The sequence below is a fragment of the Porphyromonas bobii genome (genome assembly GCF_943169685.1).
In the GTDB taxonomy this organism is placed as follows: Bacteria; Bacteroidota; Bacteroidia; order Bacteroidales; family Porphyromonadaceae; genus Porphyromonas; species Porphyromonas pasteri.
Genome location: NZ_CALPBU010000003.1, coordinates 118,189 through 143,953 on the forward strand (window position 1 = coordinate 118,189; position 25,765 = coordinate 143,953).

Sequence of the window (25,765 nt, forward strand, 5' to 3'; positions counted from 1 at the left end):
TAGTTCGCGTAATGAGCTACAACGTGGAGAACTTCTTCGATACCGAAGATGATCCCACCCACGACGATGACAGCTTCCTTCCCACTGGAGAGCACCACTGGACACATGCACGCTACCAGACGAAGATCCAGCATATCGCTGAGGTCATCAGTACCGTCGGGGGAGAAGCCTTCCCTGACCTCATCGCTCTCATGGAGGTAGAGAATGCCACTGTGCTCAGCGACCTCCTCCACCGTACTACCCTCGGGGAGAAGGCAGGCTACCGCCATATCATCACGCACGGAGAGGATAAGCGTGGCATCAATGTAGCGCTCCTCTATTCCCCCGAGACCTTCCGCCTCATCGCTTCCGAGGAGCTCCCTATTCACTTCCCCTTTGATTCGCTGCGCCGGACGCGCTCACTACTTCGCGTCACGGGCGAGGTCCCCTCGGGCGACACACTCCACGTCTTCGTCTGTCACCTCCCTTCGCGCCGTGGCGGAGCACTGACTTCAGCTCGCTACCGCAGCTACTGCTGCACGCGCCTTCGTGAGCAGGTCGATAGCTTGATGGCGCAAGGCGGAGAAAGGACACACTGCCTACTCCTCGGTGACTTCAACGGCGATCCCGAAGAAGCCTCTACCCACGAAGCCCTACGCAGTCGCCCCTATACAGCAGATATGGCAGCGCAAGACCTCCCACCCGAGAGCCTTCTCGCCCTCCTTCATCGGAAGACAAAGCAAGAGCCACCAGGTAGCTACTGCTATCAGGGCGTATGGTCCCAGCTCGACCAAGCCCACCTCACCGCCTCACTCCTCCAGCAGCAGGGGCACCTTCACTATGTAGCGGGTAGCGCCGAGACCGTTTGCAGGCCATTCTTCACGACGCAGCTCAGCGGGGGCGGCGCACCTGTACCTTGGCGCACCTACGGAGGCAACTTCTATCGGGGCGGGTATAGCGATCACTTCCCCATCCGCCTACTCCTTGAGTACGAGTAACTGAGGGAAGGCGAGGGGGAATAAGCAAAACGGCATTGCTTCACTTGAAGCAATGCCGTTTTCTATTTACTGAGCCGAAAGCCGGACTCGAACCGGCGACCTATTCATTACGAATGAATTGCTCTACCAACTGAGCTATTTCGGCGCACTATCCTGAGGGGCGTCCCTCAAATGCGTTGCAAAGGTAGGGAATTATTTTAGATCTTCCAAAAGTTCGTCCAAGAAACGATCCAGCTCTTCACCTACACCATCCAGCAGGGGGGGCTCGATCTTGATGAGGTCTTCATCAAGGAAAAGGAGGTCTTCGATGACGGAGAAGTCGGGGCGGATAAGCTCGATGGAGAAAGGACGTGCGAAGCAGGGACGATCCCAGAAGCCCTTTTGCTCGAGGCGTGTCACCAGCTCGCGGAGCGTCTCGATAGCGACCTCTGAGGGCTCGCTCTCTGTGCCCGTCTCTGCCCAAGCGAAGACGGAGACGTGGCTGATCTCCTTATCCTCGTCATCATAGAGATGTAGCGTGCCCGTAGCACAATCGGCTAAGAGAAAGAGATCGGTGAGAGGGCGACTGATGATCGGCGACTCTTCGCTGACCAAGGAGAGGAAGTGCTTTCTCAGGAGCTGTAGCTCACGCTCGTTGCTTTGCGACATAATGCTTCGTGTTCGATTAGGAGAGGGTCCGCACCGCAGAAGCCCCCTTGTACTAATCACAAAGGTAAGCAGGAATCTCCATTCCCCCACATGCCACGCCCGTGTGCGCTGTGCTTTTCTCTCTCCAGCCTCTCACAAGGGCGCTATGAAGCTGCGCCCTGAGCGCACTAATACCGCCTTTATCAGAAGCTCCATAACAAGAGATAGCCCACACAAATAGAGGGATCTTCCCCACCCTCCTACAAGGATAGAACTACTGTCCTCTATAGTCCTATGGGCGAACCTATATTGGTCACTGAGTGAACCACTATTGGTCCACACACGAACCAATAGTGGTCGAAGCGCAGACCAATAGTGGTTTTTCCGCATCTACGCACGTAGTCATAAAGGCCAGGCACGTAAATCCAAATATCCACGTACGTAGATATTAGAGCCACGTACGTAGCCCAAACTTATCTGCCACTCGTCCACAACTTTTATCCCTACGCGGACCAACAACCTAATAGAGGTCACTTCACAAAGCTATAATAGGAAGCAGTCCAAAGCTATATTGCTTTCTTCGCCATCCTATATAGAGCGGAATTTCCTTAGCTTTGCGCTATGAATAAGATCACAACAGCCCTCCTTGGGCTACTCCTCATGATACTCGGCAGCTCCTGCCACTCCACCCAAGCGGTCAGCGAAAGCGACTACGACCTCATCGCTATCCTCAGCTTTGATCCGACAGTCGACTCAACAGCACAGCCAAAGTATCTTATCAAGAATCTCGATGGCACACCCTTCGACACGCTGGATATGAATGCCGAGTATAACTTCTTCAATGACGGCAGCCCAAAGCTCAGTGGAAAGATTGTATTCTTCTTCTCTGATCAGGGTTGCTACCACTTCTTCTGCAAGAAGCCCGAGGAGGGGAAGCCCTTACAGATCCTCATCGGTGATGAATGGAAGACGATCGAGCCTACCCCACAGATCAAGGTAGATAGTACCCGCCACTTCTTCACAAAAGAATTAGTCTTCTTCCCAATTGTAGACTACGGGCAGGAGCTACCTATAGCCTTCTATCCTACCCCCAAGGAAGACCCAGCCAAGCGCATCACCCTGAAGCAAGACAAGCTCAACGATGCAAAAATATTCTTCATACGCGATATCCAAGGCGAGTGGATGAAGCTCCAGCTATGCGTCGACCTCTCAACCAACGACCTCTTTCTGGAGCCAGATAGCGCATCTTACGATTGTCAATATGAAGACTGGGACCAGCTCAGCAAGGTGAGCAAGGATAATCCTACCTACTGGATCCGCTGGCGTGATGGGAGCAAGGTCCTGATCCCACAGGACTACCTGGAGTACAGAGACGTCGAATGCTAAGCATAAAGTATATCCCTTATGTCCGCAAGTCTTCCCCATCCCGTAGCAGTGAGATGGGGAAGACTTGCTTTATGGGGTATGGGAGGTATCAGTATGAGGCAAGCGTTTTTGCTTAGATTTGCGCTATGAACAAGATCACGACAGTCCTCCTTGGGCTCCTTATCCTTTTCTCTACCTCCTGCCGCCTCCTCAAGCCAAGCAAAGACATGGGATATGACTTCGTCGCTACGCTTTTCAATGGCGAAATAGGAGCCGACGGTATGCGCTACTTCATCAAGAATCTTGATGGGACGATGTACAATAGCAACGTAGCCCTTGTAGACGGCGGCCCCAGCGTAGACTCTGCCCTCGGTGAGAAAATATTTATCTACTACTGGGCAAATGAGGCCTACGGCTTCTTCTGCAAGAAGCCCCAAAAGGGGAAGCCTCTCCAGATCCTTGTCGGTGACGAGTGGAAACTCCTAAACCATACCCAGTCCGTCCGTGTCGATAGCACCGTCAAGTTCTTCCAGCGCTACATGTATAGCCCGAAGATAGAGAAGGGGCAGGAATCGCGTCTGGTCAACGTCTACCTCGTCCCACGAGAAGACCCATCACAGCAGTTTGAGATACGACAAGATAGCTCTGAGATCAAGCACTTCTTCATACGCGAGATCCGTGGTGAATGGATGAAGCTCCAGCTATGTATCGACTACAGCTCCTACTTCACCCACTATGTCGGCGAGATCGGGTTAGAGAGTTGGGAAGAAATATCCCAGCGCAGCTCAACCTATCCGACCTACTGGATCCGATGGAGGCAGGGGACGAAGCTACTCACGCCACTCTCGGACTTCTACGACAAGTACGCCTATTGGTAGGATAGCTCAACCGCTATGAAGCTCCCCCTTGCGGTACTAAGCAGGCTACCTCGTCGCGCTTTCGAAAGGCACTGATAGGGCGGAGCTACGAGTGAACCATGGGTTTTTCCTTAGTTTTGTAGCATGAATAAGATTACGACTGCCCTGCTTGGGCTCCTTACACTCCTGTGTGTATCCTGCCGCTCTACGAAACAAGAGCAAAGCAATGACAGTGGCTATGACTTCATCGCCTCACTCTTTCATCCCTCGGAAACCGATACCACCAGCATATTCTACGTCCTCAAAAATCCTGATGGCACGGTCTATTGCAATATCGGCTACTCCTACGAAGAGGGCTTCTACGAAAAGGGCTTCAGCGACTCGCTGCTCTCCGAAAAGATCTTCATCTACTTCCCCGATAACGGGATCTATGGCTTCTTCTGCAAGAAGCCCGAGGAGGGGAAGCCTATCGAGGTACGAGTAGGCAATGAATGGAAGATCCTTGAGCGCACCCCCAGCATTCACGTTGATAGCACGTCGAAGTACCTGCAGGACTATATGTTCTCTCCCTTGGGTCTACAAAACGAGCCCTTTGACATCGACTTCTATCCCAGCCCGAAGGCCGACCCAGCAAAGAAGATCACCCTCATGCAAGACAGCGTCGGCATGAAGGACTTCTTCGTGCGTGAGATCCAAGGCGAGTGGATGAAGATCCAAGAGTGCATCGACTACGGCCCACTCTATGCCGAAGATGCTATCGTCGATGAAGAGGGCTGGGAGAAGATCTCCAAGCTCAGCGAAAAGAATCCCATCTACTGGATTCGCTGGAGAAAGGGAGACAAGATCCTCACACCCCAGACGGAGTTCTACTTCAAGTACGGCTGCAGCATATAGCTAACACATCAACACAAAAGCAAGGCTTCCCTATCCCTCAACGACGAGGCGGGGAAGCCTTCCTTATTTAGTTCCTCCCTCTACGAGATGATAGTGTGGTAGAGCTTTTTCCTTAGATTTGCAGTATGAATAAGATTACGACTGCCCTGCTTGGGCTCCTTACACTCCTGTGTGTATCCTGCCGCTCTACGAAGCAAGAGCAAAGCAATGACAGTGGCTATGACTTCATCGCCTCTCTCTTTCATCCCTCAGAAACCGATACCACCAGCATATTCTATACCCTCAAAAATCCTGATGGCACGGTCTATTGCAATATCGGCTACTCCGACGAAGAGGGCTTCAGCGACTCTCTGCTCTCCGAAAAGATCTTCTTCTACTTCCCAGATAGCGAGATCTATGCCTTCTTCTGCAAGAAGCCCGAGGAAGGTAAGCCTATCGAGGTACGAGTAGGCAATGAGTGGAAGATCCTTGAGCGTGTCCCAAGTATCCGCATTGATAGCACGTCGAAGTACCTGCAGGATTATATGTTCTCTCCCTTAGGTCCACAAAACGAATCCTTTGACATCGACTTCTATCCCAGTCCGAAGGCGGATCCCGCAAAGAAGATCACCCTCATGCAAGACAGCTTCGGCATGAAGGACTTCTTCGTGCGTGAGATCCAAGGCGAGTGGATGAAGATCCAAGAGTGCATCGACTACGGCCCACTCTACGCAGAGGATGCTATCGTCGATGAAGAGGGCTGGGAGAAGATCTCCAAGCTCAGCGAAAAGAATCCCATCTACTGGATTCGCTGGAGAAAGGGAGACAAGATCCTCACACCCCAGACGGAGTTCTACTTCAAGTACGGCTGCTAAGCGTAGCGCCAAAAGCAGCTCACCTCACACGAGTCATAAAGCAAGGCTTCCCCACCCTCGACCACGAGGCGGGGAAGCCTTCCTTATTTAGTTCCTTCTTCTCAACATCATCCCTATGATAATGAGGTAGAGCTTTTTCCTTAGATTTGCCGTATGAATAAGATGACAACTGCCCTACTCGGGCTCTTCACACTCCTCGGTATCTCTGGCTGCGGAGCAAAGCAAAGCAACAGCCAACAGACTATGAATGAGGATGACGGCTACACATTCGTCGCTACGCTCTTCTGCTCCACGGATGGCCCCAACAGTAGCCCCGCACACTACTACCTCAAGAATCCTGACGGCACCCTCTACCTGGATATCCATAACGAGGAAAACGACCTTTCGCGCGATCCCCTACTCGATGGTAAGATCTTCGTCTACTATTGGAATGGGCTGAGCTACGCCTTCTTCTGCAAGAGACCAGAGGCGGGCAAGCCTATCGAAGTACGCGTCGGAGATGAATGGAAGACCCTCGAGAGTAGTGCCCATATCCAGATCGACAGCACGGGGAAATTTCTCCAGCAATATTATACGTACGTGCCGAGAGGAGAGGAAGGCGAACGTCTCCCTCTGGACTTCTACCCCAGCCCGAAGGCTGACCCAGCAAAGAAGATCACCCTCATACAAGACAGCCTCGGGAGAGGATTCTTCATCCGCGATGTCCAGGGCGAATGGATGAAGATACAGGGTATAGACTACAATGCACTCCCCGACAGCGAAGAGGTCATCGAAGAGGAAGAGTGGGCGAAGGTCTCTAAGGCCTCCGAAAGCAATCCCATCTACTGGGTTCGCTGGAGAGAGGGTCGTAAGATACTTATCTACATTAGTGAGTTCGTCTACAAATACAGTGTATAGTCAAGAAATAATCTTACCTTTACACTGTTCATACATATATTAATCTCTAATCGAACAAGGATTATGTCTAAGTGCTCAAATGGAAACTTCTTCCTCGGTGTGCTCATCGGCGCAGCCGCAGGGGCAGCCGCAGCTTACTTCTCTGACCGTCGTAAGCGCGAAGCTTTCTCGGATAACTTCTCCAGCAGCGTAGAGCGCGCTCGCGACAGCATCGTCGAAGGGTACTACGAAGCGAAGGACCGCTATAATCGCTACCGCAACAAGCTCACCGAAGAGACTAACGATCTGCTCGATGAGATTGAAGACAACGATTAGTCTTCGCACGCGAAGTCAGTCCTAAAAGGCCGAGGCGAATACACGAGAGCAGCGCTCCCCACAGGGAGGTCTGTAGCTCCGTGTATTCGCCTCGCTTTCTTCTCCCTCCATATATTCTAAGTATACATAGCGCATATGAAGTCTAAGCAAAGTGGATTCTCACTACCTAAGTTTGTCTATCATCTCGGTCACCTCAGCCGTGAGCGTATCGATATCACGGCCCTATCACTGGGAGGATCGATAGCCCGTGGCACCGCGAAGATCGTCTTCTGGGGGCTGATTGCTTTTCTTTTCTTCTTCCTCTTCCTCGCGCTGAATATCGCTCTGGGCTTTGCGCTCGGCACATGGAGTGGCGAATCCCCTGCGATAGGCTTCCTCTATCTGGCAGCTGGCTATGTCGGGCTCATCTTGCTGACAGTGCTCCTACGCCCCTTGATCACCAAGGTCATACGTGATATCGTCGCCCGCCGCGCACTCGCCCAGACGCAGCGTCTGAATGTGCGTCTCGACCTCATCCCCACCTTCCGCAAGCAGCGCTACAATAGCCCCTCCCGCGCTATGCACCAGCGTGGCTCGTACCTCGTCCTTGAGCAGGCTCGCTATCAGACGCTCCTACTGCAGGATGAGACTTTCCCCGAGGTCGCACGTGGCTTGACTTATATCCGCGACCACGGCTCTCAGCTGGTCACCTCCTATGTCAGAGGCGAGGCGATCAACTATGCTACGACCATCCCCGTCGTCGGCACCATCCTCAACAAACTCGGCTATAAGTCCACCCGCCATCAGCGCTTCATCGGCACAGGTGGAGCTGACTCTACCCATGGGAAGCTCGGCAAGTACAGCAAGTACATCCCCTATGTACTCTCCATCTGGGAGATCTTCGCCCCTGCCCTCATCGGTGTGGCAGCATCTCAAGCTCAAGGCTTCTTCGCACGACTCTTCGCCAAGAGAGCCACGAAAGTCACGAAGACCAAGAAGCCTTTCTGGCGCCGATAGCCCCTCCTTCATCCGATCCATCCACACACGATCTATTGACTCTACCCAATGAAGAAGTATACTATCGTCGGCATCGGTGAGCTGCTCTTCGATGTCTTCCCTGACCGCAAGGCCCTTGGTGGCGCACCGACCAACTTTGCCTTTCACTGCCAGCAGCTCGGGCACGAAGCCATCTCTGTCAGCGCTATCGGGCATGATGCCTTAGGCGAAGAGATCAAGGCCGAGCTCCAGGCACGCCAGCTACCTGCCATTCTACAAGAGACGGACTACCCCACCGGCACGGTACAAGTCACCCTCTCTGCTACGGGAAGCCCCACGTATGAGATCTCCGAGGGCGTCGCGTGGGATCATATCGCCTTCACCGACGAGCTCCGAGCTTTAGCACAGCGCACTGATGCCGCCTGCTTCGGTTCGCTCGCTCAGCGCCACGAGGCATCTCGCACGACGATCCTCAGCTTCCTCAAGGCGATGCCCGAGGGAAGCCTACGTATCTTCGACATCAACCTCCGCCTGCAGTACTATACCCGTGAGACGATCCATACGTCACTGGAGCATGCAGATATCCTGAAGCTCAACGACGAGGAGGTGCCCATCGTCGCACGCCTCTTGGGACTCGAGGGCGATATGGAGACCGTCTGCCGTCAGGTGCTCACCGATTACAGTCTGCGCGCAGTGATCCTAACCCGCGGAGCAGACGGATGCTCGATCTATCATGAGAAGGGAAGTGTCTTCCATCCATCGGCCTGCATCGAGGTAGCCGATACGGTAGGTGCTGGCGACTCCTTCACCGCAGGCTTTGTCTCAGCGCTATTGGCTGGGAGAAGCCATCTGGAGGCTGTCGCACTTGCCACACGTGTCGCCGCCTTCGTCTGTAGCCATCACGGCGCTATGCCCACGCTACCGAGCGAGTACCGCGTAGTCGAGGCATAGGTATAAAAGCTGACCTGGCCATCTCTCCCGAGATAGCCAGGTCATTCGATTTATCACTTAAACGGTTTACTATTTACAAGAGTCAATTGCTTCTAGAGCCGTATCACTCTCACGATGCAAAGGTAGACCAACCCCAGAGAGGCCACAATACCCATTTGTAATGATTATCTGCGCCTCATCTACCTAATTAAGTGGATTGTACTCGGTAGGATAATGCTCTACCTTTGCCCTACATTCATCGGGCGAGCCTCCAAGCACAGCCTCCACAGTATCCCTCAACGACTTGATCAATGAACTCATACAGACACCTCCAAGGTCACACCTACGTCACGCCCTTCACGGCTCATACCCGCATCAGTGACGTCATCTTAGGCAGCGCCAGCGCACTGCTCATCATCTCGCGCTTCGGTATCCCCTTGGGCTTTGGTGACCAAAGTATCGGCCAGGTATGCCAAGAGCATGGTGTCGATGTCAAGACCTTGCTTCTCCTTCTCAATAGCTCGATCATCGATGGATACGAGCCCACGCCTGAGCTCATCGCCTCGGTGCATCTGGATAGCCTGCTGAAGTACTTGATCAATTCGCACTCTTACTTCCTCGACTTCCGCCTACCGCTGATCCGCCAGCGCCTCCTCTCGGCGATGTCGAACTGCCCCCAAGACCTAATGTATGTCATACGCCGCTTCTTCGATGAGTACGCCGAAGAGGTGCGTAAGCACATGAACTATGAGGACCGAGTCGTCTTCCCCTATGCCCGCAAGCTCATGGCAGGCGAGCGCGACAGCAACTACAACATCGGTATCTTCATCAAGCGTCACGACCAGATCGAGCTCAAGATCACCGAGCTTAAGAACCTCCTGATCAAGTACTACACCGCTCCGACGGGCTACGAGATGACCGCCGTGCTCAACGATATCTTCGCCGTCGAAGTCGACCTCGCTGGGCACAACTATATCGAGGACACGATCTTCACTCCCTTCATCGAATATCTGGAGAGCCAGCAGGCCTAAGGTCACACCGCCTACTCGCACTCCCCACAGCGGGCATCACTATAGACCAAGGACCCGCTCTACTCTACCCCACCCAAGCTGATATATCCCATGGTCACGCCTATCAAGATAGCTGTCGCAGAGCCGTCCTCCATCGTCCGATCGGGGCTGGAGGCTCAGCTGCGCAAGCTCCTCCACTATAAAGCCCAGATCATCTACCTCCTCGATGACAACCGTCGCGAGTGGCAAGACATCGCCTCGGTCATCTCTGCGGATATCTTCATCATCAATCCCCTCCTGACGGGTCCCACCCCACGGGCTTGCCTCCCTCATCTCCCTGAGCACACGAAGCTCATCGCACTGTGCTACGGGCTCTATGATGCGGGCATCCTCAAGGAGTTCGACGCTGCGATTCACCTCGCCGACTCCCCTACGCAGATCTCCGACACCATTGATCAGCTTCTGCAGAGCGAGCCTTCAGCAGCGCCCCTCGCCTCGGACTCACAGACCCTCACACCGCGCGAACGCGAGATCATCATCTGCGTCGTCAAGGGCATGACGAACAAGGAGATCGCGGGGCAACTCTATCTCTCGACCCACACCGTCATCACCCACCGACGCAACATCTCGAAGAAGCTCCAGATCCACAGCCCCAGTGGTCTGACGATCTATGCGATCATGAACAAGCTCGTCGAGCTGGAAGACATCAAGCAAGACCTCTGAGCGCCACACCCCTCTCGTCACCAGGTCAATCCTCATAGAAGAGAGGGAGCACAACCCTACCTCATATAAGAGGGAAGGCGAAGGTTTTAGATATTTGTAATAGATTTAGGGAGCTAATCCGTAGTTCATTCACTACGATATTAGCTCCCTTCATTAGTATAGATACGGTAATATCAACCCCAAAGAGCATACATGATAGTCATAGAGAGTAAGCGTAAGAAGCTACAGACTCTACAGAAGAAATACCCCACAGCCATCTTTGCCGATGTGACGAGCAAGTCGACCGGTCGTCTACTCCATCTCAGTCCCTTCTATCCGCATGGAGGTATCCCCGTCCCGATGAGTCCAGGTTACACAGCGACCTGTGTAGAATCCATATGGCAGGGGCTCAAGGTCTTTGAGCATGCAGATATTGATACTGACCTCTTCCAAAACGCCACTATGCGTGGTATCAAGCGGACAGCTCGGAAATACGGCAAACCCATCGGACATCGAGCAGGCGTACATTCCCCTGAACTATTAGGATATATCGAGGCACGCAAGCAGATCTACATCCCTACCTACCGCTGGATGCTGGAGCACTATTGCATGGATATCATCCACCGCCTAAGGCAGGCACATGCAGCAGGTAAGACGATCGTCCTTCTTGACTACGACACCAATGCCGATGTCGAGAATGCGACCAAGCCATTATCTCATGCAGCTCTCGTCAAAGCCTACGCTGAGGGGCTGTACCCATATGAGGATATGCAAGCTGTAGCACAGCCTCCTCTTCCCAAACTCGAAGAACCATTATTCGATGACCTTTTCCCTGATTATTAGACATTAGTAACTACTATGCCGAGCTACAAGAAAGACAGCGAGGAGTACAAACAGATTATTCAACGCGAGCGTATAGAAAAACTCTACCACTTTACCGATCGAGCGAATCTCGATAGCATCATCGAAGCAGGAGGACTCTACTCCTGGGCAGACTGCGAAGCACGCCACATCACAATCCCCAAGCCTGGTAGCAGCGACTCCTCGCGCTCCTTGGATATGCGAGATGGTTTGCAGCACTTTGTTCGCCTCAGCCTATGTCGTGAGCATCCGATGAAATATGTCGCGATGAAGGAGGGGCGCATCGACAATCCCGTCCTATTAGAGATCTCACCAGAGGTCATCTACTGGTCCGAGACTTGCTATGCAGATCGCAATGCCACGAAGAATGGGGCGCAGGTAGGAAGTGATATCACCGACTTCAAGCAGATACACTTCGATAGCGTACGAGCACCTAACCACTTTAACCTACCTGAGGAGGAGCAAAAGTTCTACCAAGCAGAGGTGCTGGTCAAGGGCTTCATCCCACTGGAGTATATCCTCAATATCCGCAACTTCGGGATACAGCTCCCCAAGCAGACTAAGCTCACCCACCGCAGTCCCTACACGGCACAGGTCACGAGAGATACCCCTACCGCCTTCATCTTCCTCGTGGACCAATCCATATCAATGAATCGAAGCACCCTGCTCTATGGGGAGAGTCTCACCCTAAGTGAGGCTGTCGCCCGCATAGTCAATCGCTCTATCGAAGAGCTGGTGAATAGATGTATCAAGGGCAGCGAAGTGAGACGCTACTTCGACATTGCCGTCATTGGCTATGGCGACGAAGCTCAGTCAGCCTGGCAGGGTAAGCTCGCGGGACGCGACTTCGTCACTCCCGAGGAGCTACGACAGAGCCCCTACAAGACCATTACTGCGCGAGAAGAGAAGCGCACACGACGTGGGGTCGAGATCAAGGAAGTACAGCGTACTCAGTGGCTGGAGGCAAAGCATCAAGGCAAGCAGACTCGCTTAGATAAGGCCGTGCGCTATGCGCAGGGGCTACTGGAGCAGTGGTGCGCTGATCACAGCAGGAAGGTATGCTATCCCCCGACAGTCATCAATATCACAGATGGTGAGTACAATGCGGTCTCTCACGAAGAGATGCTCCAGATAGCAGGTGAGCTAAAGAGCATCGAGACGCTGGATGGCAATACCCTATTCTTCAACATACACATCAGCCCCACGACCCTCCAGACGACGAGCTTCCCCGAGGAGCAGACAGGCATAGAGCCACTTGCGCAGAGACTCTATGCCCTGAGTAGCCTACTCCCAGAGCGCTACAACCAAAGTATCAGTCTCCTGATGGGTACAGATGCCTCCAGTACCAAGCGTAAGCGAGGACTCGTAGTCAATGCCGATATGGCCACACTCATCAAGACTATCGAGATCGGCACACCGACGAATATCTCCAACAACCTGTGAAGACAATGAAAGGACGAGCGATCACACTCCCCAAGAGGGAGCCCAATCCACTATGCGAAGACACCTCACGTCTGATCCCTGGCCGACTACTCGCCGTCGCTGATGGCGCTGGAGGAGGAGGCCTATATGCTGACCTATGGGCTCAGTATCTCATCGAGCATCTGCCCACTGAGGCGGGATTTGCTAACGCAGAAGCCTTGGATGGCTGGCTTAGTGGCATCTGGGAGGAGTTCTATAACGCCTGTGAGCGACAAGCACAGCAGAGTGGGAGCTTCTATCTAAATAAGTTCTACGACGAAGGCTCCTTCTCCACCTTGGCTGCCCTGTGGCGGGTCTCTCCACGGAGCTACTACTGGGTTGCCTACGGAGATAGTGTAGCCTTCCATTACAGTCGTCGCCGGGGCACGCTCAGCCATAGCTTCGGAGCACTAAGGGATTTTTCACTCCCTCCCTACCTCATCAACTGCAAGGATGAGCTTCGCCCCGAGGGCTTCCGCTCGGGCTACTTTGCAGTCGAGCCTGGTGATTGCGTATTCGTCACAAGTGATGCGCTGGCTCAATACATCGTGATGATGCACCTATTGACGGATCGCCAGACACACCAGGAGGAGATCACCCAATTATTGGCTACGGGTCTTCGACAGTCCAATTATCTGCGTCGAGCCTTAGAGCTCCCCACTATACATCTGTGGCGCGATGTCCTGCGCCCCCTACTCTCCTGTGCCACGACTCCACGACACTTCGCTCGGCACATCGATAGCTTACTGCGACAGGGGCTACTCGCCCCCGATGACTACTCTATCGTCTGGTCTAAATGCTAACCCACTATGAACTATCCCTCTATAAGTGATTACATCGAGGCGCTGCGCGATGCCGAAGACAGCCTCAGCGAGCTAAAAGATCTGCGCTTGGTCTATGACGACCAAGGGCATCCCATCATGAGCAGTGGCAACTTCGCCGTAGTCTTCAAGATGCAGGCCCCTACGGGTGAGTACCACGCCCTCAAGTGCTTCCTCCGTGACCAGGAGGAGCGAAGTGAGCGCTATCAGATGATTGCAGAGGAGCTCCAGTACGTCCAGTCGACCTACCTCGTGAAGTTCAGATACCTCGAGAGCGAGCTCTTCGTAGATGTACCAAATACTGAAGGCGAGGAGTACCCCGTGCTCCTCATGGACTGGGTCGATGGCATTCCTTTGGATCAATACCTCAAGACGATTATCAATAAGATCTACGAGAAGGATCTTTTAGCCTACCGCTTCTCACTACTGGCTCGCTGGCTGGTCACACAGCCCTTCGCACACGGAGACCTGAAGCCCGACAACATCTGTGTACGCAGGGACGGATCACTCGTCCTGCTTGACTACGATGGGATGTACGTCCCAGCTCTATCCGGACGAAAGCCCTTGGAGCAAGGTAGCCCTCACTACCGACATCCCCTACGAAGCACCCTGCCCTTCGACGAACATATAGATGACTATAGCCTATCGCTCATCCTGCTCTCGCTACGTGCTATTGCACTTGACGAGACACTCTATGTACGCTATTCATCCAGTGAGTACCTACTTCTCTCAGAGCAAGATCAGCTAAATCCCTACACAAGCCCTGTATTCAAAGAGCTCAACCACTTGGTACTGAGCTTAGACTTCATCGACTCCTATCACACCTATCTAAAATCTCTTCATAACACAACCTATTATCTTGAAGCGCGCAACTTTCAGCTCCTCGCTCCTATCTTGATGTATCGTAGGGCAGCAGAGATGGGAGACCCGAAAGGGATGTATAAACTCGGAGTCTGCTATAACTTCGGGTGGATAACGAGGGATGAAGCTAAAGCCGTGGAATGGTATCAAAAAGCTGCGGAGGCGGGAGATGCAGACGCGATGTGCGCCCTCGGCCGCTGCTATCGCGACGGCGAAGGAGGACTAACGAAGGATGAAAGCAAAGCCGTGGAATGGTATCAAAAAGCTGCTGAGGCGGGAAATGCAACAGCGATGCGCAGCCTCGGATACCTCTATGACTACGGCCTAGCGGGGCTAACCTGGGATAAAGTGAAAGCCGTGGAATGGTATCAAAAAGCTGCAGAGGCGGGAGATGCAGAAGCGATGTACAACCTCGGTGCCAGCTATGAATACGGCATGGGAGGGCTAACGAAGGATACGTCCAAAGCCGTGGAATGGTACCGAAAAGCGGCTGAAGGAGGAAGGAACGCGGCTGCAATAAGGCTTCAAAAACTGGGAGAAAATCACCCTTAATTTGCTCCATCCAAGGGTGTACTACGAAGCAAGATACTATCTCCATCTCCGAGTATAGCTCCATGCATATACGACTCCCCAATAGCGGATCCTTCGATAAGGACGCTATTGGGGAGCGTTCGTTTACAGGTACTTCGCCATACCACTTGGCGCATCATTTCTCTTGAAGAAAAGCTCCAACTCACCTCGAAGAAACCCGCATTTCAGCTCAGGGAAAGCAGTGAAGCCGTAGTGAAAAACCTTCGTCTACGTACGTAGTCATAAAGACCACGCAGGAGGATCATAAGATCTACGCACGTAGATTTAAAGACCAGGCACGTAGACCAAAGAATAGCCGTAGAGCTTCGGGGAAACATTCCCTTGAGAATGAAAGAATAGGAGCTACTCGGACGACTTTTCTTTGGCGCATTGCTGAGTACAAATAGGGCGAAAACTTGATGCATCGCTATGGTGCGGCAGTGGTATCATAAGGCAGTAGAAGGAAGCTCCTTCGCACGGAGGCTCAAGGAGGGGGCATAGCAGACGGCGCTCCTCCCGTAGCATAGCGCTGATCCAGCGGGAATTCCGTATATTTGTATACTACAAAAATTACATTCGCACAGCATGAAATTTACTGTCACCAGCAACGACCTACTCCTGCAGCTCCAGGCTGTAGCCAAGGTCATCAATCAGAAAAGTGTAGCAGCAGTCCCCGTACTCGAAAACATCCTCTTCGAGCTTCAGGGCAACATACTTACCCTCACCGCCGCAGACCAGAGCAACCGCCTGACCTGCGCTCTCGAAGTCAACAACCTCGGGGAAGATGGCTCCTTCGCCGTACGAAGCAACATCATCCTCGACGCTATCAAGGAGCTCTCCGACCAGCCTATCGAGATCGACGTCGATAGCGAAGGCGGGAAGGCTACCATCACCTATAGCAACGGGCACTACAGCTTCCTCTCTACCTCTGCGGACATCTATCCTCAGGGTATCGAGCTTGACGAAGCTCGCACCATCGTCATGCCCGCTCAGAGCCTACTGAAGGGCCTCGAGCGCACCCTCTACGCTGCCAGCGATGACGACACGCGCCCCATCATGACGGGGGTCTATCTCGACTTCTTCCCTGAGAAGCTCATCACGGTAGCCTCCGACGGCCGTATCCTCGTGCGCTACACCGACTCCAACATCAAGTGCGGTGAGACGGCATCCTTCTGCCTCCCCGCTCGTATCGCACAGCTCCTGACCCGCGGGATCCTCGCGAAGGAAGCAGGCGAGGTGACCATCAGCTTCGACGGGCGCAATGCCAGCTTCTCTATGCCCAGCGGCTCGCTCACGGCACGTCTCCTCGAAGGGAAGTTCCCCAACTACAACTCCGTCATCCCCACCAGCTCGGTACACAATATCATCGTCGACAAGGATCAGCTCTTCTTCGCTTCGAAGCGCGTCTCGCTCTTCTCGAACCGTGCCAGCAGCCTCGTGATCCTCGACTTCGCCGATGACTCGATCCGCATCACTGGTCAGGACCTTGACCTCTCGATCGCAGCTGAGGAGACGATCTCCTGCTCTGGTCAGCAGGCTGGTACGCGCCTGCGCATCGGCTTTGACTTCAGCTACCTGCAGCGCCTCCTGCAGAACGTAGCGAGCGAGCAGATCCAGTTCAGCCTCAACGACCAGACGCGTGCCGGTGTCATCACCCCGCTCACCAGCGACGAAGGTATCGACATCACCGCCCTAATCATCCCCATGAAGCTCTTAGGCGAATAGTAGCCGAGGAGCACTACACCTATTGCATACATGAAGCTTAATCTACAGCGCCCGATCGTCTTCTTTGACCTGGAGACGACGGGCGTACAGATCACTCGTGACCGCATCGTCGAGATCTCGATCCTGAAGATCAGCCCCGACGGCGAGCGCGAGACCAAGACCCGACGCATCAATCCCGAGATGCCCATCCCCGCAGAGGCATCTGCCGTGCATGGCATCACGGATGCCGATGTCGCTGACTGCCCCACCTTCGCACAGGTAGCACGCAGCCTCTACGCTTGGCTGGAGGGCTGTGATATCGCGGGCTTCAACTCCAACCGCTTTGACGTACCGATGCTCGTCGAGGAATTCCTCCGTGCGGGCGTCGCTGTGGACTTCGATGACCGCCACTTCGTCGACGTGCAGACGATCTTCCACAAGATGGAGCGTCGCACGCTCGAGGCTGCCTACAAGTTCTACTGCGACAAGACGCTGGAGAATGCCCACTCGGCTGAGGCGGACACGCTGGCCACCTTCGAAGTCCTCGAAGCCCAGCTCGACCGCTATCCCGATGACCTCAAAAACGATATCCCCGCGCTGGCAGAATTCTCTACCCACGGGCGTCGTGTGGACTTCGCTGGGAGCCTGGCGTACAACGACAAGGACGAGATCGTCATCAACTTCGGTAAGTACAAGGGTGTCCCCGTCACGGAGGTCTTCCGCAAGGACTCTGGGTACTACAACTGGGTTATGGGCGCACAGTTCCCGCTCGAGACGAAGCGCTGGTTCTCCCGCCTCTACCAAGAGACACGTAAGCTATAATGGGCATCCTCAGCGGTAAGCACATCGTCCTCGGTATCTCGGGGAGTATCGCGGCATACAAGGCCGCCGTCTTGACGCGTCTTCTCGTGCGCAAGGGGGCGGAGGTACAGATCGTCATCACCCCTGCGGGGAAGGAGTTCATCACGCCCATCACGCTCTCGGCACTGAGCTCACGCCCCGTCATCAGCGAGTTCTTCAGCGGACGTGACGGCACGTGGAATAGCCACGTCGACATCGGTCTGTGGGCAGATGCTATGGTCATCGCACCCGCTACCGCCGCCACCATCGGGAAGATGGCGCACGGCGTAGCGGACAACATGCTCCTGACGACCTACCTCTCGATGAAGGCACCCGTCTTCGTTGCCCCAGCAATGGACCTGGATATGTTCGCCCACCCCTCGACGACGGACAACCTTGACCTACTGAGCCAGCGTGGCAACTTCATCATCGAGCCTCAGTCAGGCGAGCTTGCCAGCCACTTGATCGGTAAGGGGCGCATGGAAGAGCCCGAAGGTATCGTCGCTGCGCTTGAAGACTTCTTCTCCTCTACTCTCGACTATGAGGGGCGTCGCGTAGTCATCACGGCTGGGCCGACGCACGAGCCTATCGATCCCGTGCGCTTCATCGGCAATCACTCTACGGGCCGTATGGGCATCGCCCTGGCGGAGGAGTTCGCACGCCGTGGAGCAGAGGTGGACCTCATCCTCGGCCCTTCGTCACTCAAGCCCTCCGAAGCTGTCCGCACTACCCATGTGACGACAGCCGAAGAGATGCTACAGGCTACGGAGGAGGTCATCGAGGAGGCTGACATCGCCATCTTCTCGGCTGCCGTCGCCGACTACCGCCCACGCTATCACTATACCGAGAAGATCAAGCGTGAGGGACAGGCGGAGATGGAGCTTGAGCTCGTCCGCAATCCCGACATCGCCGCTACACTCGGCGCCCGCAAGCGCCCCGAGCAGTTCTTCGTCGGCTTCGCCCTCGAGAGCAATGCCGGTGTCGAGGAGGCCAAGCGTAAGATGCACGCCAAGCACTTCGATGCTATCGTGCTGAACAGCCTGCAAGATGCTGGTGCTGGCTTCGCCCATGAGACGAATAAGGTCACGATCTTCGACCGTGAGGGCTCCATCGAAGCCTATGAGCTGAAGAGCAAGGATGCTGTAGCGCACGACATCGCGAGCTTCATCATCAAGCGCCTCGGCGAATAGTTCTCCCTTCCTTCATCTGCCCATCAAGTCAAGCCTGATGCGTCTACTCCACCTCGTCCTACTCGTCCTCACGCTGGGGCTTCTGCCACTACGAGCGCAGGAGCTGCGGGCGACGGTAGAGCTACGGACAGAGGCGCTGGGGAGTGAGGGGCAGATACACTACGAGGGTCTGCGTCGCCAGCTCACCGACCTCCTCGGTCGCACACGCTGGACGGACCTTGCCTACAAGGAGGGCGAGCGTATCGAAGTCTCCTTCATCTTCACCCTGCACGAGCGCAGCGAAGCTGGTGAATACAAGGGCGAGCTGGTCATCTCCGCCCGTCGCCCCATCTACGGCACGGACTATATGAGCCCGACACTCCTCCTGCGCGATCCAAGCATCACCTTCACCTACCTACCAGGCGACCCACTCACCTATCAGGAGATGGAGCCCGAGCACCCGCTGGTGGCGCTCTGCTCCTTCTATGCGCTGTACGTCATCGCGAGCGACCTCGATAGCTTCTCTCCCCTCGGAGGCAGTCGCCTCCAGCCTCGTCTGAGCGCCCTCGTGGCCTCAGCTATGAGTCACCCCGACTGGAAGGGCTGGAGCAGTACCGAGCGTGGTCTGTCACGTGCACGACGCTTGGAGTACCTGACCTCGCAGGAAGATGAGCGCTACCGCCAGTGCTGGTACCGCTACCACCGCGAGGGCTTAGACCGCCTCTCCTCCAGCCCTGAGGAGGCCCGTGAGGTCCTTCTCGAGGTCACCAAGGAGCTTGTGGAGCTCCGCAAGATCCGCTCCCGCTCGGTCGCACTCTCCGACCTCGAGCAGACCAAGCTCCCCGAGCTTATCCAGCTCTTCCGCTCCGCCCCCCAGAGCGAGCGCCTTCTTCTCTCTGAGCGCCTTCGCCAGCTCTTCCCCACTGCGGGAGACCAGCTACAGGCCCTCCGCTAATCCCCGCTTCTCTCAGTTATGCTTCAGAGTCTCAGCATTCGGAACTTCGTGCTCATCGATGAGCTCACCATCCAGTTCACCCCGCACTTCTCCGTCATCACGGGGGAGACGGGTGCTGGTAAGAGTATCCTCCTCGGTGCGATCGCCCTCCTGATGGGGCAGCGTGCCGATAGCTCCACGATCCGTCCTGGGGCTGAGCGCTGCGTCATCGAAGCCCGCTTCACCCACCTTGACGCAGCCGTAGGGGCCATGCTCGAAGAGGAAGACATCGATAGTGACGAGGAAGAGTGCATCGTGCGCCGTGAGATCACGGCCAAGGGCAAGAGCCGCGCCTTCGTCAACGACACCCCCGCCTCGCTCCAGCTTCTGAAGCGTCTGAGCGAATACCTCATAGACATCCATTCGCAGCACAAGAACCTCCTCCTCGGCGACGCAGGCTTCCAGCTCTCCGTCCTCGATCTGTACAGCGGAGAGCTACCCTTACTCAGCGAATATCAGGCAGCCTTCCGCTCCTTCCGCAGTGAGCAGCGTGCCTACGAAGAGGCATGTCAGGAGGCCGAAGAGCTGAGACGCGAGCAGGACTACCTACAGTTCCAATACGACCAGCTGGAGGAAGCAGAAGTGGAGTCGGGCGAACTCGAATCGCTCGAAGAGGAAGAGCGTCAACTCTCCCATGCCCAAGAGATCCGTGAGGAGCTCAGTAGCGCCGCCTCTGCCCTCGAGGATGACGAGCACGGCGCCCTACCCGCCCTCTATCATGCCCTACGCTCCGTCGAGAGCATCCGCCGCTACCACACGCCCGCCGCGGAGTGGTGCGAGCGTCTGGAGAGCGCACGTATCGAGCTCCAGGACCTGGCGAGCTCGATGAGCGACGAGGCGGAGGAAGTGACCTTCAGTCCGAAGCGTCTGGCTAAGGTCGAGGCTCGCCTGGACCTCATCCGTGGGCTCCTGCACAAGCACAGCCTCGCGAGCTGCGACGAACTGATCGCCCTGCGTGATGACCTCTCCAGCCGTCTTGAGCAAATCAACTCCTCCGACGAGCACCTCACCGCCTTCTCCGAAGCCCTCAAGAAGCGCGAAGCCGAGGTTCTCCGCCTTGGGAAAGCCCTCAGCAAGACCCGCACCAAGGCCGCTCGCACTATCGAAGGCGCCCTCATCACCACGCTCCACGAGCTGGGCATGCCTCATGTACGCTTCGTCATCCGTCAGGATATCTTAGATGCTCCCACCCTTCACGGGCTGGATCACGTCACCTTCCTCTTCTCCGCAAATAAGGAGATCGAGCCCGAGCCCGTAGCAGAGATCGCTTCGGGTGGGGAAATCTCCCGCCTCATGCTCGCTATCAAGGCACTCATCGCTGACCGCCGTAGCCTCCCCACGATCATCTTCGATGAGATCGATACGGGCGTCTCGGGCGAGACTGCCGAACGCATCGCCACGATCCTTCGCCGCATGGGCGAGAGCATGCAGGTCCTCGCGGTGACGCACCTTCCTCAGATAGCCGCAGCGGGCGAAGACCACTTCTACATCTACAAGGAGCACGGCGAGGCAAGCACCCGCAGCTACATCCGTCACCTCACTGCAGAGGAGCGCATCGACGAGATCGCCCGTATGCAGAGCGGCAGCAAGCTCACCGATGTCACCCGTGCCGCAGCTAAGGCACTCTTAGAGACTGCGCAGAGCTAAGCTCCCTCCCCGATACCCTCCCCTTCACTTCATACGCCTCCCGCTGCAAGACTCTCGCAGGTCTGCAGCGAGAGGCGTATCTCTATACCGCATACAGAAGTGAAGTAAGGTAGGGATATCGACCTATATTGAGGCTGTGACCGAGAGTCCTGTCCCCTACTTAGTGTGCTAAGGTATCTCACGCCCAGCTACCCGATATGCCTTCTCCGAAGTGACCGAGCAAGCCCTTCTCCTTATCGCGAGTATTCCTCTTATCCTGTGGAGGAAAAAGTGTCCTTCTCGTGAAGAAAAAAGCGCCTTCATGTAGTGGTTTTCTTCTATCTATGTACGTAGTCTTAAAGACCAGGCACGTCAATCCAAATATCCACGTACGTAGATATTAGAGCCACGTACATAGCCCAAACTTATCTGCCACTCGTCCGCAACTTTTATCCCTACACCGAGCAACAAACTAATAGAGGTCAGCGGGCGAACCTATATAGGTTGGCATGACGACCTATATTGGTCACGACGATGACCTACATAAGTTCGCCCGCTGACCAATATAGGTTCATACGCCCCCACCTATGACATGCGAAGGAGCAGACTATAGCTGGGAGCCATTACCCTCCATAGAAGGCTATACCTACCATGCCCATAGCCCTCTATCTGACTCCAGTAGAGAAAGGGCTGCAACGCAAGTAAGTCCGACAATTTGTGTACCTTGGCACAGTCTTTGTACATCGTACATCAAGAAGTAAGTATTCACTAACCTCCGTCGTCTTGTCGGGATACACTCCCTTGAGACGGCCTAAAACAGTAAGCAAACAATGAAATTCCCTAAGTGGGCTATCGCAGTAGCTGTCATCGTCCTCCTTGCCATCTGGGGGATCTCTAAGTACAACGGCCTCGTCACTATTGACCAGAATGTCAAGAACAAGTGGAGCCAGGTAGAGAACCAGTACCAGCGTCGTAGCGACCTCATCCCCAATCTGGTGAATGTCGTCAAGGGCTATACTTCTCACGAACGTGAGACCCTCGAAGGCGTCATCAATGCCCGCAGCAAGGCTACCTCGACGACGATCAATGCCAACGATATGGACGAAGCTGCACTGAAGCGCTTCCAGCAGAATCAGGATGCTCTCTCCTCTGCCCTCTCTCGTCTGATGGTCGTCGTAGAGAAGTACCCCGATCTGAAGGCTAACGAGCAGTTCCGTGACCTCTCCTCACAGCTCGAAGGGACGGAAAACCGTATCGCTACGGCTCGCCGCGACTTCAATGACGCTGCTCAGGAGTACAACACGCACCGCAACAAGTTCCCCACGGTCATCGTCGCTGGGCTCGCAGGCTTCCCTGAGCGCCCCTACTTCACGGCTCAGGCTGGTAGCGAAGTAGCACCCACCGTCGACTTCTCTACGGAGAAGTAATTCCCCACTAAACGACTATGCGCTACAGGATGGATAGAGCGCTCCGACATCTCCTCCTGCTCGCTCTCATTAGCCTCTTCCCACTCGGTCTTTGGGCCGAGGGGAAGGTCTATACGCCCGAGCTCGTACCGAATGTCTTCACGACCGACAGCACCCGTCTGCTCTCCGACCCCGAGGGCTACATCACTGCTGAGGGGCGAGAGCGCATCGATGCAGCACTCTACGAGATCCGTCGCACGACGGGTGTAGAGTTCGCCACGGTCATACTTCCGAGTATCGGGGAGCGAGATATCGAGAGCTTCTCCACGGACCTCTTTAGGCTATGGGGCTTGGGCTCGAAGACCCGCAATGACGGGCTCCTACTGCTGGTCGTCATGGACCAGCGTAAGGTCCGCTTCGAGACGGGCTATGGGATGGAGGGGATATTGACCGACGTCCGTGCCAGCCGTATCCAGCGACAGTACATCATCCCGCTGATGCGCGAAGGGGACTACGACGGAGCTATATATAATGGTGTAGTAGCCGTAGGTAAGGTACTCCAAGGAGAGGAGTACACCTCCGACCGCAGGACGGCACGTGGCGAAGGGGAGTCCTTCACCTTCATGCTGTGGCTCCTCTATGGCGTCTTGGTATTCTCTGCTGGATATAGTGCCTTCTCCAGCCTCTATGAGGAGAAGCTCCGTAGCTGCACACCGCGCTTAGCTAGAGAGCGCCTTCCTCTGATCGAAGCCCGAGCTAAGACCCACCCCATCCTACTCTACATCATCTGTCTGCCCGTAGGGCTACTCTATCACTTCTATGCACGTCGGGTACTGAACGAAATACGACACCTCGCCAGCTCCTGCCCGCAGTGTAGACAGGATAAGATGGCACCCCTTGCTTCGGCTGAGGGCTGGCGCTATCTGACGCCTGCCGAGCAGAAGGAGATGGAGATCGGCTCACGCCTCTACTCGGTCTATCAGTGTAGCCACTGTCACTATGCGGAGACCGCTGGGCGTGACATCAGTGACGCATGGACACGCTGCGAGCACTGTGGAGCCCGTACGGTAGCCCTCGAGCGAACAGAGCTTATCGATGGAGGGCGCTATGAGCGCCGACACTACCGCTGTCGCAACTGTGGGCACGATTCGCATAGCGACCACCGCCGTCAGTCGGATAATGACGAGCTCCTGAGAGGCATGCTCCTCGGCGCTCTACTCAACTCAGGTCGCAATCGAGGCGGCTGGGGTGGCGGAGGCTTCGGCGGCGGATTTGGCGGAGGCAGCTTCGGTGGAGGCTCCTCAGGTGGTGGTGGTGCCACCGGTGGCTGGTAGCCTCAGCTCCATACCCCTTAGATACGAATTAGCCCCTACGACTCGCAGTGAGTCGTAGGGGCTAATTCGTTTAGTCAGTGCGGAGAGCCCTAAGGATTCTGCTGACAGAGAGGATTGACCTTAATCTCTGAGTAAGGGATCTTGAACTGCCAGTTCTTATCGTCGGGCGTCTTAGGCATTGTCTCGAAGGATGCATTTTGGTTCTTCGCGATAGCCTCCTGGTACTTCGTCTCACCACCACCAGGACCAGCGAAGTCCTTAATGATCTGGAAGTTCTTCGCTGCAAGGCGATTGGGCACGATACCCAGGCGCTTCATATCGAAGAAGCGTACCCCCTCGAAGAGGAGATCCAGGCGCTTGTGCAGGAAGATCTTCTCGATCAGGGCATCCCCCGTCTCCGTGGGCTGTACGAAGTCAGCATCGCGCGTCTTCACTACCGTGTAGAGCGTCGTCTGAGCAGCGGCATCCTTCCCCTGGCGAGCTTCAGCCTCAGCCTGGATGTAGTACATCTCGCCAAGGCGCATGATGAGGACATCCCCCTTACTGGAAGCGTGGTTCTGCACGCGGTACTTCATACACTGTCCCGTGATCTCGAAGCCTGGTGTCCCACTGATCAGAGGGAGGTAGCCGGCATCGACATCCTCGGGGATATTCTGATCCAGGTCATAGCAGTACCACCACTTGCGGCGCACGTCATTCGTCCCCAGCTGGTCGAAGATATTTCGATTCACAGCGAAGCGGAAATGGTCCTGCCAGCCGTTATCGAAGTTCGTCGAGTACGTGGCGAGGAAAGTACCGTAGCCTTGGTTCTGTGTCTCAGCATAGCGGTAGCCCCACATCCACTCGTTGGCGGTGTAGTCGTTGAAGCCATCGAGGAGCTCTTCACCCACCTGGAGCTTAGAGTTAGCGTTTGCGATAGCCTCCTTAGCATAGGTCTCTGCTGCAGCCCAGTCGGACTTACAGAGAGCCACGCGAGCGGCTATACCACAGACCGTCGAGTAGCGCAGGTGGTTGCGCGAATTATTTTGATCCAGATCCTTGAGCGTCTCCATAGCCATCTTCAGGTCCGACTCGATGAGCTCATAGGCTTCGGCGACCGTACCACGGCGAGCCTTTTCGTAGAGCTGAGCGTTAGTCGCTTCATCAGTACGCATGACGACCCCTGGATCACTGGCTGCCGTCGAGGCATTGTAGCGCTTAGCATAGAGCTGGACGAGCTGATGATAAGCATAGGCGCGGAAGGCGTAGGCTTCCCCAGCGGAGTAGCGGATCTTCTTATCCTTACGCTCCTCTTCGGTCAGGGTTTTCTTGAAGCCTCGGATAGCGATATTCGTGTGCTGGATGAGGGTATAGTAGAAGTCCCAAGCCAGATAGTTGATGACTCCATCCCCACGCTCATTGTGCGCCCCCAGATAGGTGTACTCATTGAGGAAAGCTGGCTGCGTATTGATGACATCATCGCTCATCAGGTCAAGGCGCAGGTTGAGCGAAGATGCTCCAGCACCGAAGGACTGACCAAAGCCATAGGTGTACATCATACTATGCAGCCCATTGACGATCCCCAAGAGCCCTTCTTGGGTCCCTTCAGCTTGCTTGTCCCCCAGTGAGGAGGTAGGGGAAGTTTCGAGGAAGTCCTTCTTACAAGCTGGGAGCGTGAGCAAGGTCACGCCTGCAGCTATGGCAAGGTATTTATGCAATCTCTTCATGATCGTAGG

General features: G+C 55.1%; 24 protein-coding genes and 1 tRNA gene. 22 read left to right on the forward strand and 3 right to left on the reverse strand.

Annotation, left to right across the window (positions count from 1 at the left end):
* Positions 1-11: 11 nt before the first annotated feature.
* Positions 12-977 carry an endonuclease/exonuclease/phosphatase family protein gene (locus KO088_RS04270; RefSeq protein ID WP_251419804.1) on the forward strand — a complete coding sequence of 322 codons (966 nt, stop codon included), beginning with the start codon at positions 12-14 and terminating at the stop codon, positions 975-977.
* 72 nt (positions 978-1,049) lie between these two features.
* Here KO088_RS04270 and KO088_RS04275 read toward each other — a convergent pair.
* A tRNA-Thr gene (locus KO088_RS04275) sits at positions 1,050-1,122 on the reverse strand.
* Between the two features lie 47 nt (positions 1,123-1,169).
* Positions 1,170-1,625, reverse strand: a complete 456-nt coding sequence (locus KO088_RS04280; protein ID WP_009432506.1) for a hypothetical protein — start codon at positions 1,623-1,625, stop codon at positions 1,170-1,172.
* Positions 1,626-2,225: 600 nt separating this feature from the next.
* On the opposite strand from KO088_RS04280, the gene KO088_RS04285 reads away from it, so the two are divergent.
* From KO088_RS04285 to KO088_RS04385, 21 genes are all read left to right on the forward strand, one after another.
* A complete protein-coding gene (locus KO088_RS04285) occupies positions 2,226-2,990 on the forward strand; it encodes a hypothetical protein (RefSeq protein WP_215493718.1) in 765 nt (254 codons plus the stop codon).
* A 125-nt stretch (positions 2,991-3,115) separates the two neighbouring features.
* Entirely contained in the window at positions 3,116-3,847 is a 732-nt protein-coding gene (locus KO088_RS04290) for a hypothetical protein (protein ID WP_215493719.1), read from the forward strand.
* Positions 3,848-3,970: 123 nt separating this feature from the next.
* Complete coding sequence (locus KO088_RS04295) at positions 3,971-4,720, forward strand: hypothetical protein (RefSeq protein ID WP_188807643.1); 750 nt, start codon at positions 3,971-3,973, stop codon at positions 4,718-4,720.
* Between the two features lie 125 nt (positions 4,721-4,845).
* On the forward strand, positions 4,846-5,574 hold the full coding sequence (locus tag KO088_RS04300; protein ID WP_215493720.1) for a hypothetical protein: 729 nt from the start codon (positions 4,846-4,848) through the stop codon (positions 5,572-5,574).
* Positions 5,575-5,727: 153 nt separating this feature from the next.
* Positions 5,728-6,471, forward strand: coding sequence for a hypothetical protein (locus KO088_RS04305; protein WP_215493721.1), 744 nt, complete (start codon positions 5,728-5,730; stop codon positions 6,469-6,471).
* A gap of 63 nt (positions 6,472-6,534) precedes the next feature.
* Entirely contained in the window at positions 6,535-6,786 is a 252-nt protein-coding gene (locus KO088_RS04310; RefSeq protein WP_188807646.1) for a YtxH domain-containing protein, read from the forward strand.
* A gap of 135 nt (positions 6,787-6,921) precedes the next feature.
* A complete protein-coding gene (locus KO088_RS04315) occupies positions 6,922-7,782 on the forward strand; it encodes a hypothetical protein (RefSeq protein WP_215493722.1) in 861 nt (286 codons plus the stop codon).
* A gap of 48 nt (positions 7,783-7,830) precedes the next feature.
* Positions 7,831-8,712, forward strand: a complete 882-nt coding sequence (locus KO088_RS04320; protein ID WP_215493723.1) for a carbohydrate kinase family protein — start codon at positions 7,831-7,833, stop codon at positions 8,710-8,712.
* A 290-nt stretch (positions 8,713-9,002) separates the two neighbouring features.
* The gene (locus tag KO088_RS04325; protein WP_215493724.1) at positions 9,003-9,722 is read left to right on the forward strand and encodes a hemerythrin domain-containing protein; all 720 of its coding nucleotides are present in this window, start codon (positions 9,003-9,005) and stop codon (positions 9,720-9,722) included.
* Positions 9,723-9,812: 90 nt separating this feature from the next.
* A complete protein-coding gene (locus tag KO088_RS04330; RefSeq protein ID WP_009432459.1) occupies positions 9,813-10,424 on the forward strand; it encodes a helix-turn-helix transcriptional regulator in 612 nt (203 codons plus the stop codon).
* Between the two features lie 192 nt (positions 10,425-10,616).
* Positions 10,617-11,246: a DUF6939 family protein gene (locus KO088_RS04335; protein WP_215493725.1), complete on the forward strand. Its 630-nt coding sequence runs from the start codon at positions 10,617-10,619 to the stop codon at positions 11,244-11,246.
* A gap of 15 nt (positions 11,247-11,261) precedes the next feature.
* Entirely contained in the window at positions 11,262-12,707 is a 1,446-nt protein-coding gene (locus KO088_RS04340; protein ID WP_215493726.1) for a DUF4433 domain-containing protein, read from the forward strand.
* Entirely contained in the window at positions 12,704-13,528 is an 825-nt protein-coding gene (locus tag KO088_RS04345) for a hypothetical protein (protein WP_215493727.1), read from the forward strand. The genes KO088_RS04340 and KO088_RS04345 overlap by 4 nt, the downstream gene beginning before the upstream one ends.
* A gap of 117 nt (positions 13,529-13,645) precedes the next feature.
* Entirely contained in the window at positions 13,646-14,959 is a 1,314-nt protein-coding gene (locus KO088_RS04350; RefSeq protein WP_215493728.1) for a Sel1-like repeat-containing protein kinase family protein, read from the forward strand.
* A 603-nt stretch (positions 14,960-15,562) separates the two neighbouring features.
* Positions 15,563-16,702 (forward strand): DNA polymerase III subunit beta, encoded by a 1,140-nt coding sequence (gene dnaN / locus KO088_RS04355; protein ID WP_009432475.1) that lies wholly within the window; start codon positions 15,563-15,565, stop codon positions 16,700-16,702.
* A 30-nt stretch (positions 16,703-16,732) separates the two neighbouring features.
* Entirely contained in the window at positions 16,733-17,503 is a 771-nt protein-coding gene (locus KO088_RS04360) for a 3'-5' exonuclease (RefSeq protein ID WP_215493729.1), read from the forward strand.
* A complete protein-coding gene (coaBC, locus tag KO088_RS04365) occupies positions 17,503-18,711 on the forward strand; it encodes a bifunctional phosphopantothenoylcysteine decarboxylase/phosphopantothenate--cysteine ligase CoaBC (protein WP_215493730.1) in 1,209 nt (402 codons plus the stop codon). The genes KO088_RS04360 and coaBC overlap by 1 nt, the downstream gene beginning before the upstream one ends.
* 37 nt (positions 18,712-18,748) lie before the next feature.
* A complete protein-coding gene (gene porD / locus KO088_RS04370) occupies positions 18,749-19,645 on the forward strand; it encodes a type IX secretion system protein PorD (protein WP_215493731.1) in 897 nt (298 codons plus the stop codon).
* Between the two features lie 18 nt (positions 19,646-19,663).
* Positions 19,664-21,331, forward strand: a complete 1,668-nt coding sequence (gene recN, locus KO088_RS04375; RefSeq protein ID WP_215493732.1) for a DNA repair protein RecN — start codon at positions 19,664-19,666, stop codon at positions 21,329-21,331.
* A gap of 809 nt (positions 21,332-22,140) precedes the next feature.
* The gene (locus tag KO088_RS04380; RefSeq protein ID WP_215493733.1) at positions 22,141-22,737 is read left to right on the forward strand and encodes a LemA family protein; all 597 of its coding nucleotides are present in this window, start codon (positions 22,141-22,143) and stop codon (positions 22,735-22,737) included.
* A 17-nt stretch (positions 22,738-22,754) separates the two neighbouring features.
* On the forward strand, positions 22,755-24,050 hold the full coding sequence (locus tag KO088_RS04385) for a TPM domain-containing protein (RefSeq protein WP_215493734.1): 1,296 nt from the start codon (positions 22,755-22,757) through the stop codon (positions 24,048-24,050).
* An 89-nt stretch (positions 24,051-24,139) separates the two neighbouring features.
* Here KO088_RS04385 and KO088_RS04390 read toward each other — a convergent pair whose 3' ends face one another.
* Positions 24,140-25,756, reverse strand: coding sequence for a RagB/SusD family nutrient uptake outer membrane protein (locus KO088_RS04390; protein ID WP_215493735.1), 1,617 nt, complete (start codon positions 25,754-25,756; stop codon positions 24,140-24,142).
* Between the last annotated feature and the right edge of the window lie 9 nt (positions 25,757-25,765).

Coding starts and splice junctions, on each gene's coding strand:
- KO088_RS04270 (WP_251419804.1), top strand. CDS start 12: ATGAGCTACAACGTGGAGAACTTCTTCGATACCGAAGATGATCCCACC.
- KO088_RS04280 (WP_009432506.1), bottom strand. CDS start 1,625: ATGTCGCAAAGCAACGAGCGTGAGCTACAGCTCCTGAGAAAGCACTTC.
- KO088_RS04285 (WP_215493718.1), top strand. CDS start 2,226: ATGAATAAGATCACAACAGCCCTCCTTGGGCTACTCCTCATGATACTC.
- KO088_RS04290 (WP_215493719.1), top strand. CDS start 3,116: ATGAACAAGATCACGACAGTCCTCCTTGGGCTCCTTATCCTTTTCTCT.
- KO088_RS04295 (WP_188807643.1), top strand. CDS start 3,971: ATGAATAAGATTACGACTGCCCTGCTTGGGCTCCTTACACTCCTGTGT.
- KO088_RS04300 (WP_215493720.1), top strand. CDS start 4,846: ATGAATAAGATTACGACTGCCCTGCTTGGGCTCCTTACACTCCTGTGT.
- KO088_RS04305 (WP_215493721.1), top strand. CDS start 5,728: ATGAATAAGATGACAACTGCCCTACTCGGGCTCTTCACACTCCTCGGT.
- KO088_RS04310 (WP_188807646.1), top strand. CDS start 6,535: ATGTCTAAGTGCTCAAATGGAAACTTCTTCCTCGGTGTGCTCATCGGC.
- KO088_RS04315 (WP_215493722.1), top strand. CDS start 6,922: ATGAAGTCTAAGCAAAGTGGATTCTCACTACCTAAGTTTGTCTATCAT.
- KO088_RS04320 (WP_215493723.1), top strand. CDS start 7,831: ATGAAGAAGTATACTATCGTCGGCATCGGTGAGCTGCTCTTCGATGTC.
- KO088_RS04325 (WP_215493724.1), top strand. CDS start 9,003: ATGAACTCATACAGACACCTCCAAGGTCACACCTACGTCACGCCCTTC.
- KO088_RS04330 (WP_009432459.1), top strand. CDS start 9,813: ATGGTCACGCCTATCAAGATAGCTGTCGCAGAGCCGTCCTCCATCGTC.
- KO088_RS04335 (WP_215493725.1), top strand. CDS start 10,617: ATGATAGTCATAGAGAGTAAGCGTAAGAAGCTACAGACTCTACAGAAG.
- KO088_RS04340 (WP_215493726.1), top strand. CDS start 11,262: ATGCCGAGCTACAAGAAAGACAGCGAGGAGTACAAACAGATTATTCAA.
- KO088_RS04350 (WP_215493728.1), top strand. CDS start 13,646: ATGAGCAGTGGCAACTTCGCCGTAGTCTTCAAGATGCAGGCCCCTACG.
- dnaN (WP_009432475.1), top strand. CDS start 15,563: ATGAAATTTACTGTCACCAGCAACGACCTACTCCTGCAGCTCCAGGCT.
- KO088_RS04360 (WP_215493729.1), top strand. CDS start 16,733: ATGAAGCTTAATCTACAGCGCCCGATCGTCTTCTTTGACCTGGAGACG.
- coaBC (WP_215493730.1), top strand. CDS start 17,503: ATGGGCATCCTCAGCGGTAAGCACATCGTCCTCGGTATCTCGGGGAGT.
- porD (WP_215493731.1), top strand. CDS start 18,749: ATGCGTCTACTCCACCTCGTCCTACTCGTCCTCACGCTGGGGCTTCTG.
- recN (WP_215493732.1), top strand. CDS start 19,664: ATGCTTCAGAGTCTCAGCATTCGGAACTTCGTGCTCATCGATGAGCTC.
- KO088_RS04380 (WP_215493733.1), top strand. CDS start 22,141: ATGAAATTCCCTAAGTGGGCTATCGCAGTAGCTGTCATCGTCCTCCTT.
- KO088_RS04385 (WP_215493734.1), top strand. CDS start 22,755: ATGCGCTACAGGATGGATAGAGCGCTCCGACATCTCCTCCTGCTCGCT.
- KO088_RS04390 (WP_215493735.1), bottom strand. CDS start 25,756: ATGAAGAGATTGCATAAATACCTTGCCATAGCTGCAGGCGTGACCTTG.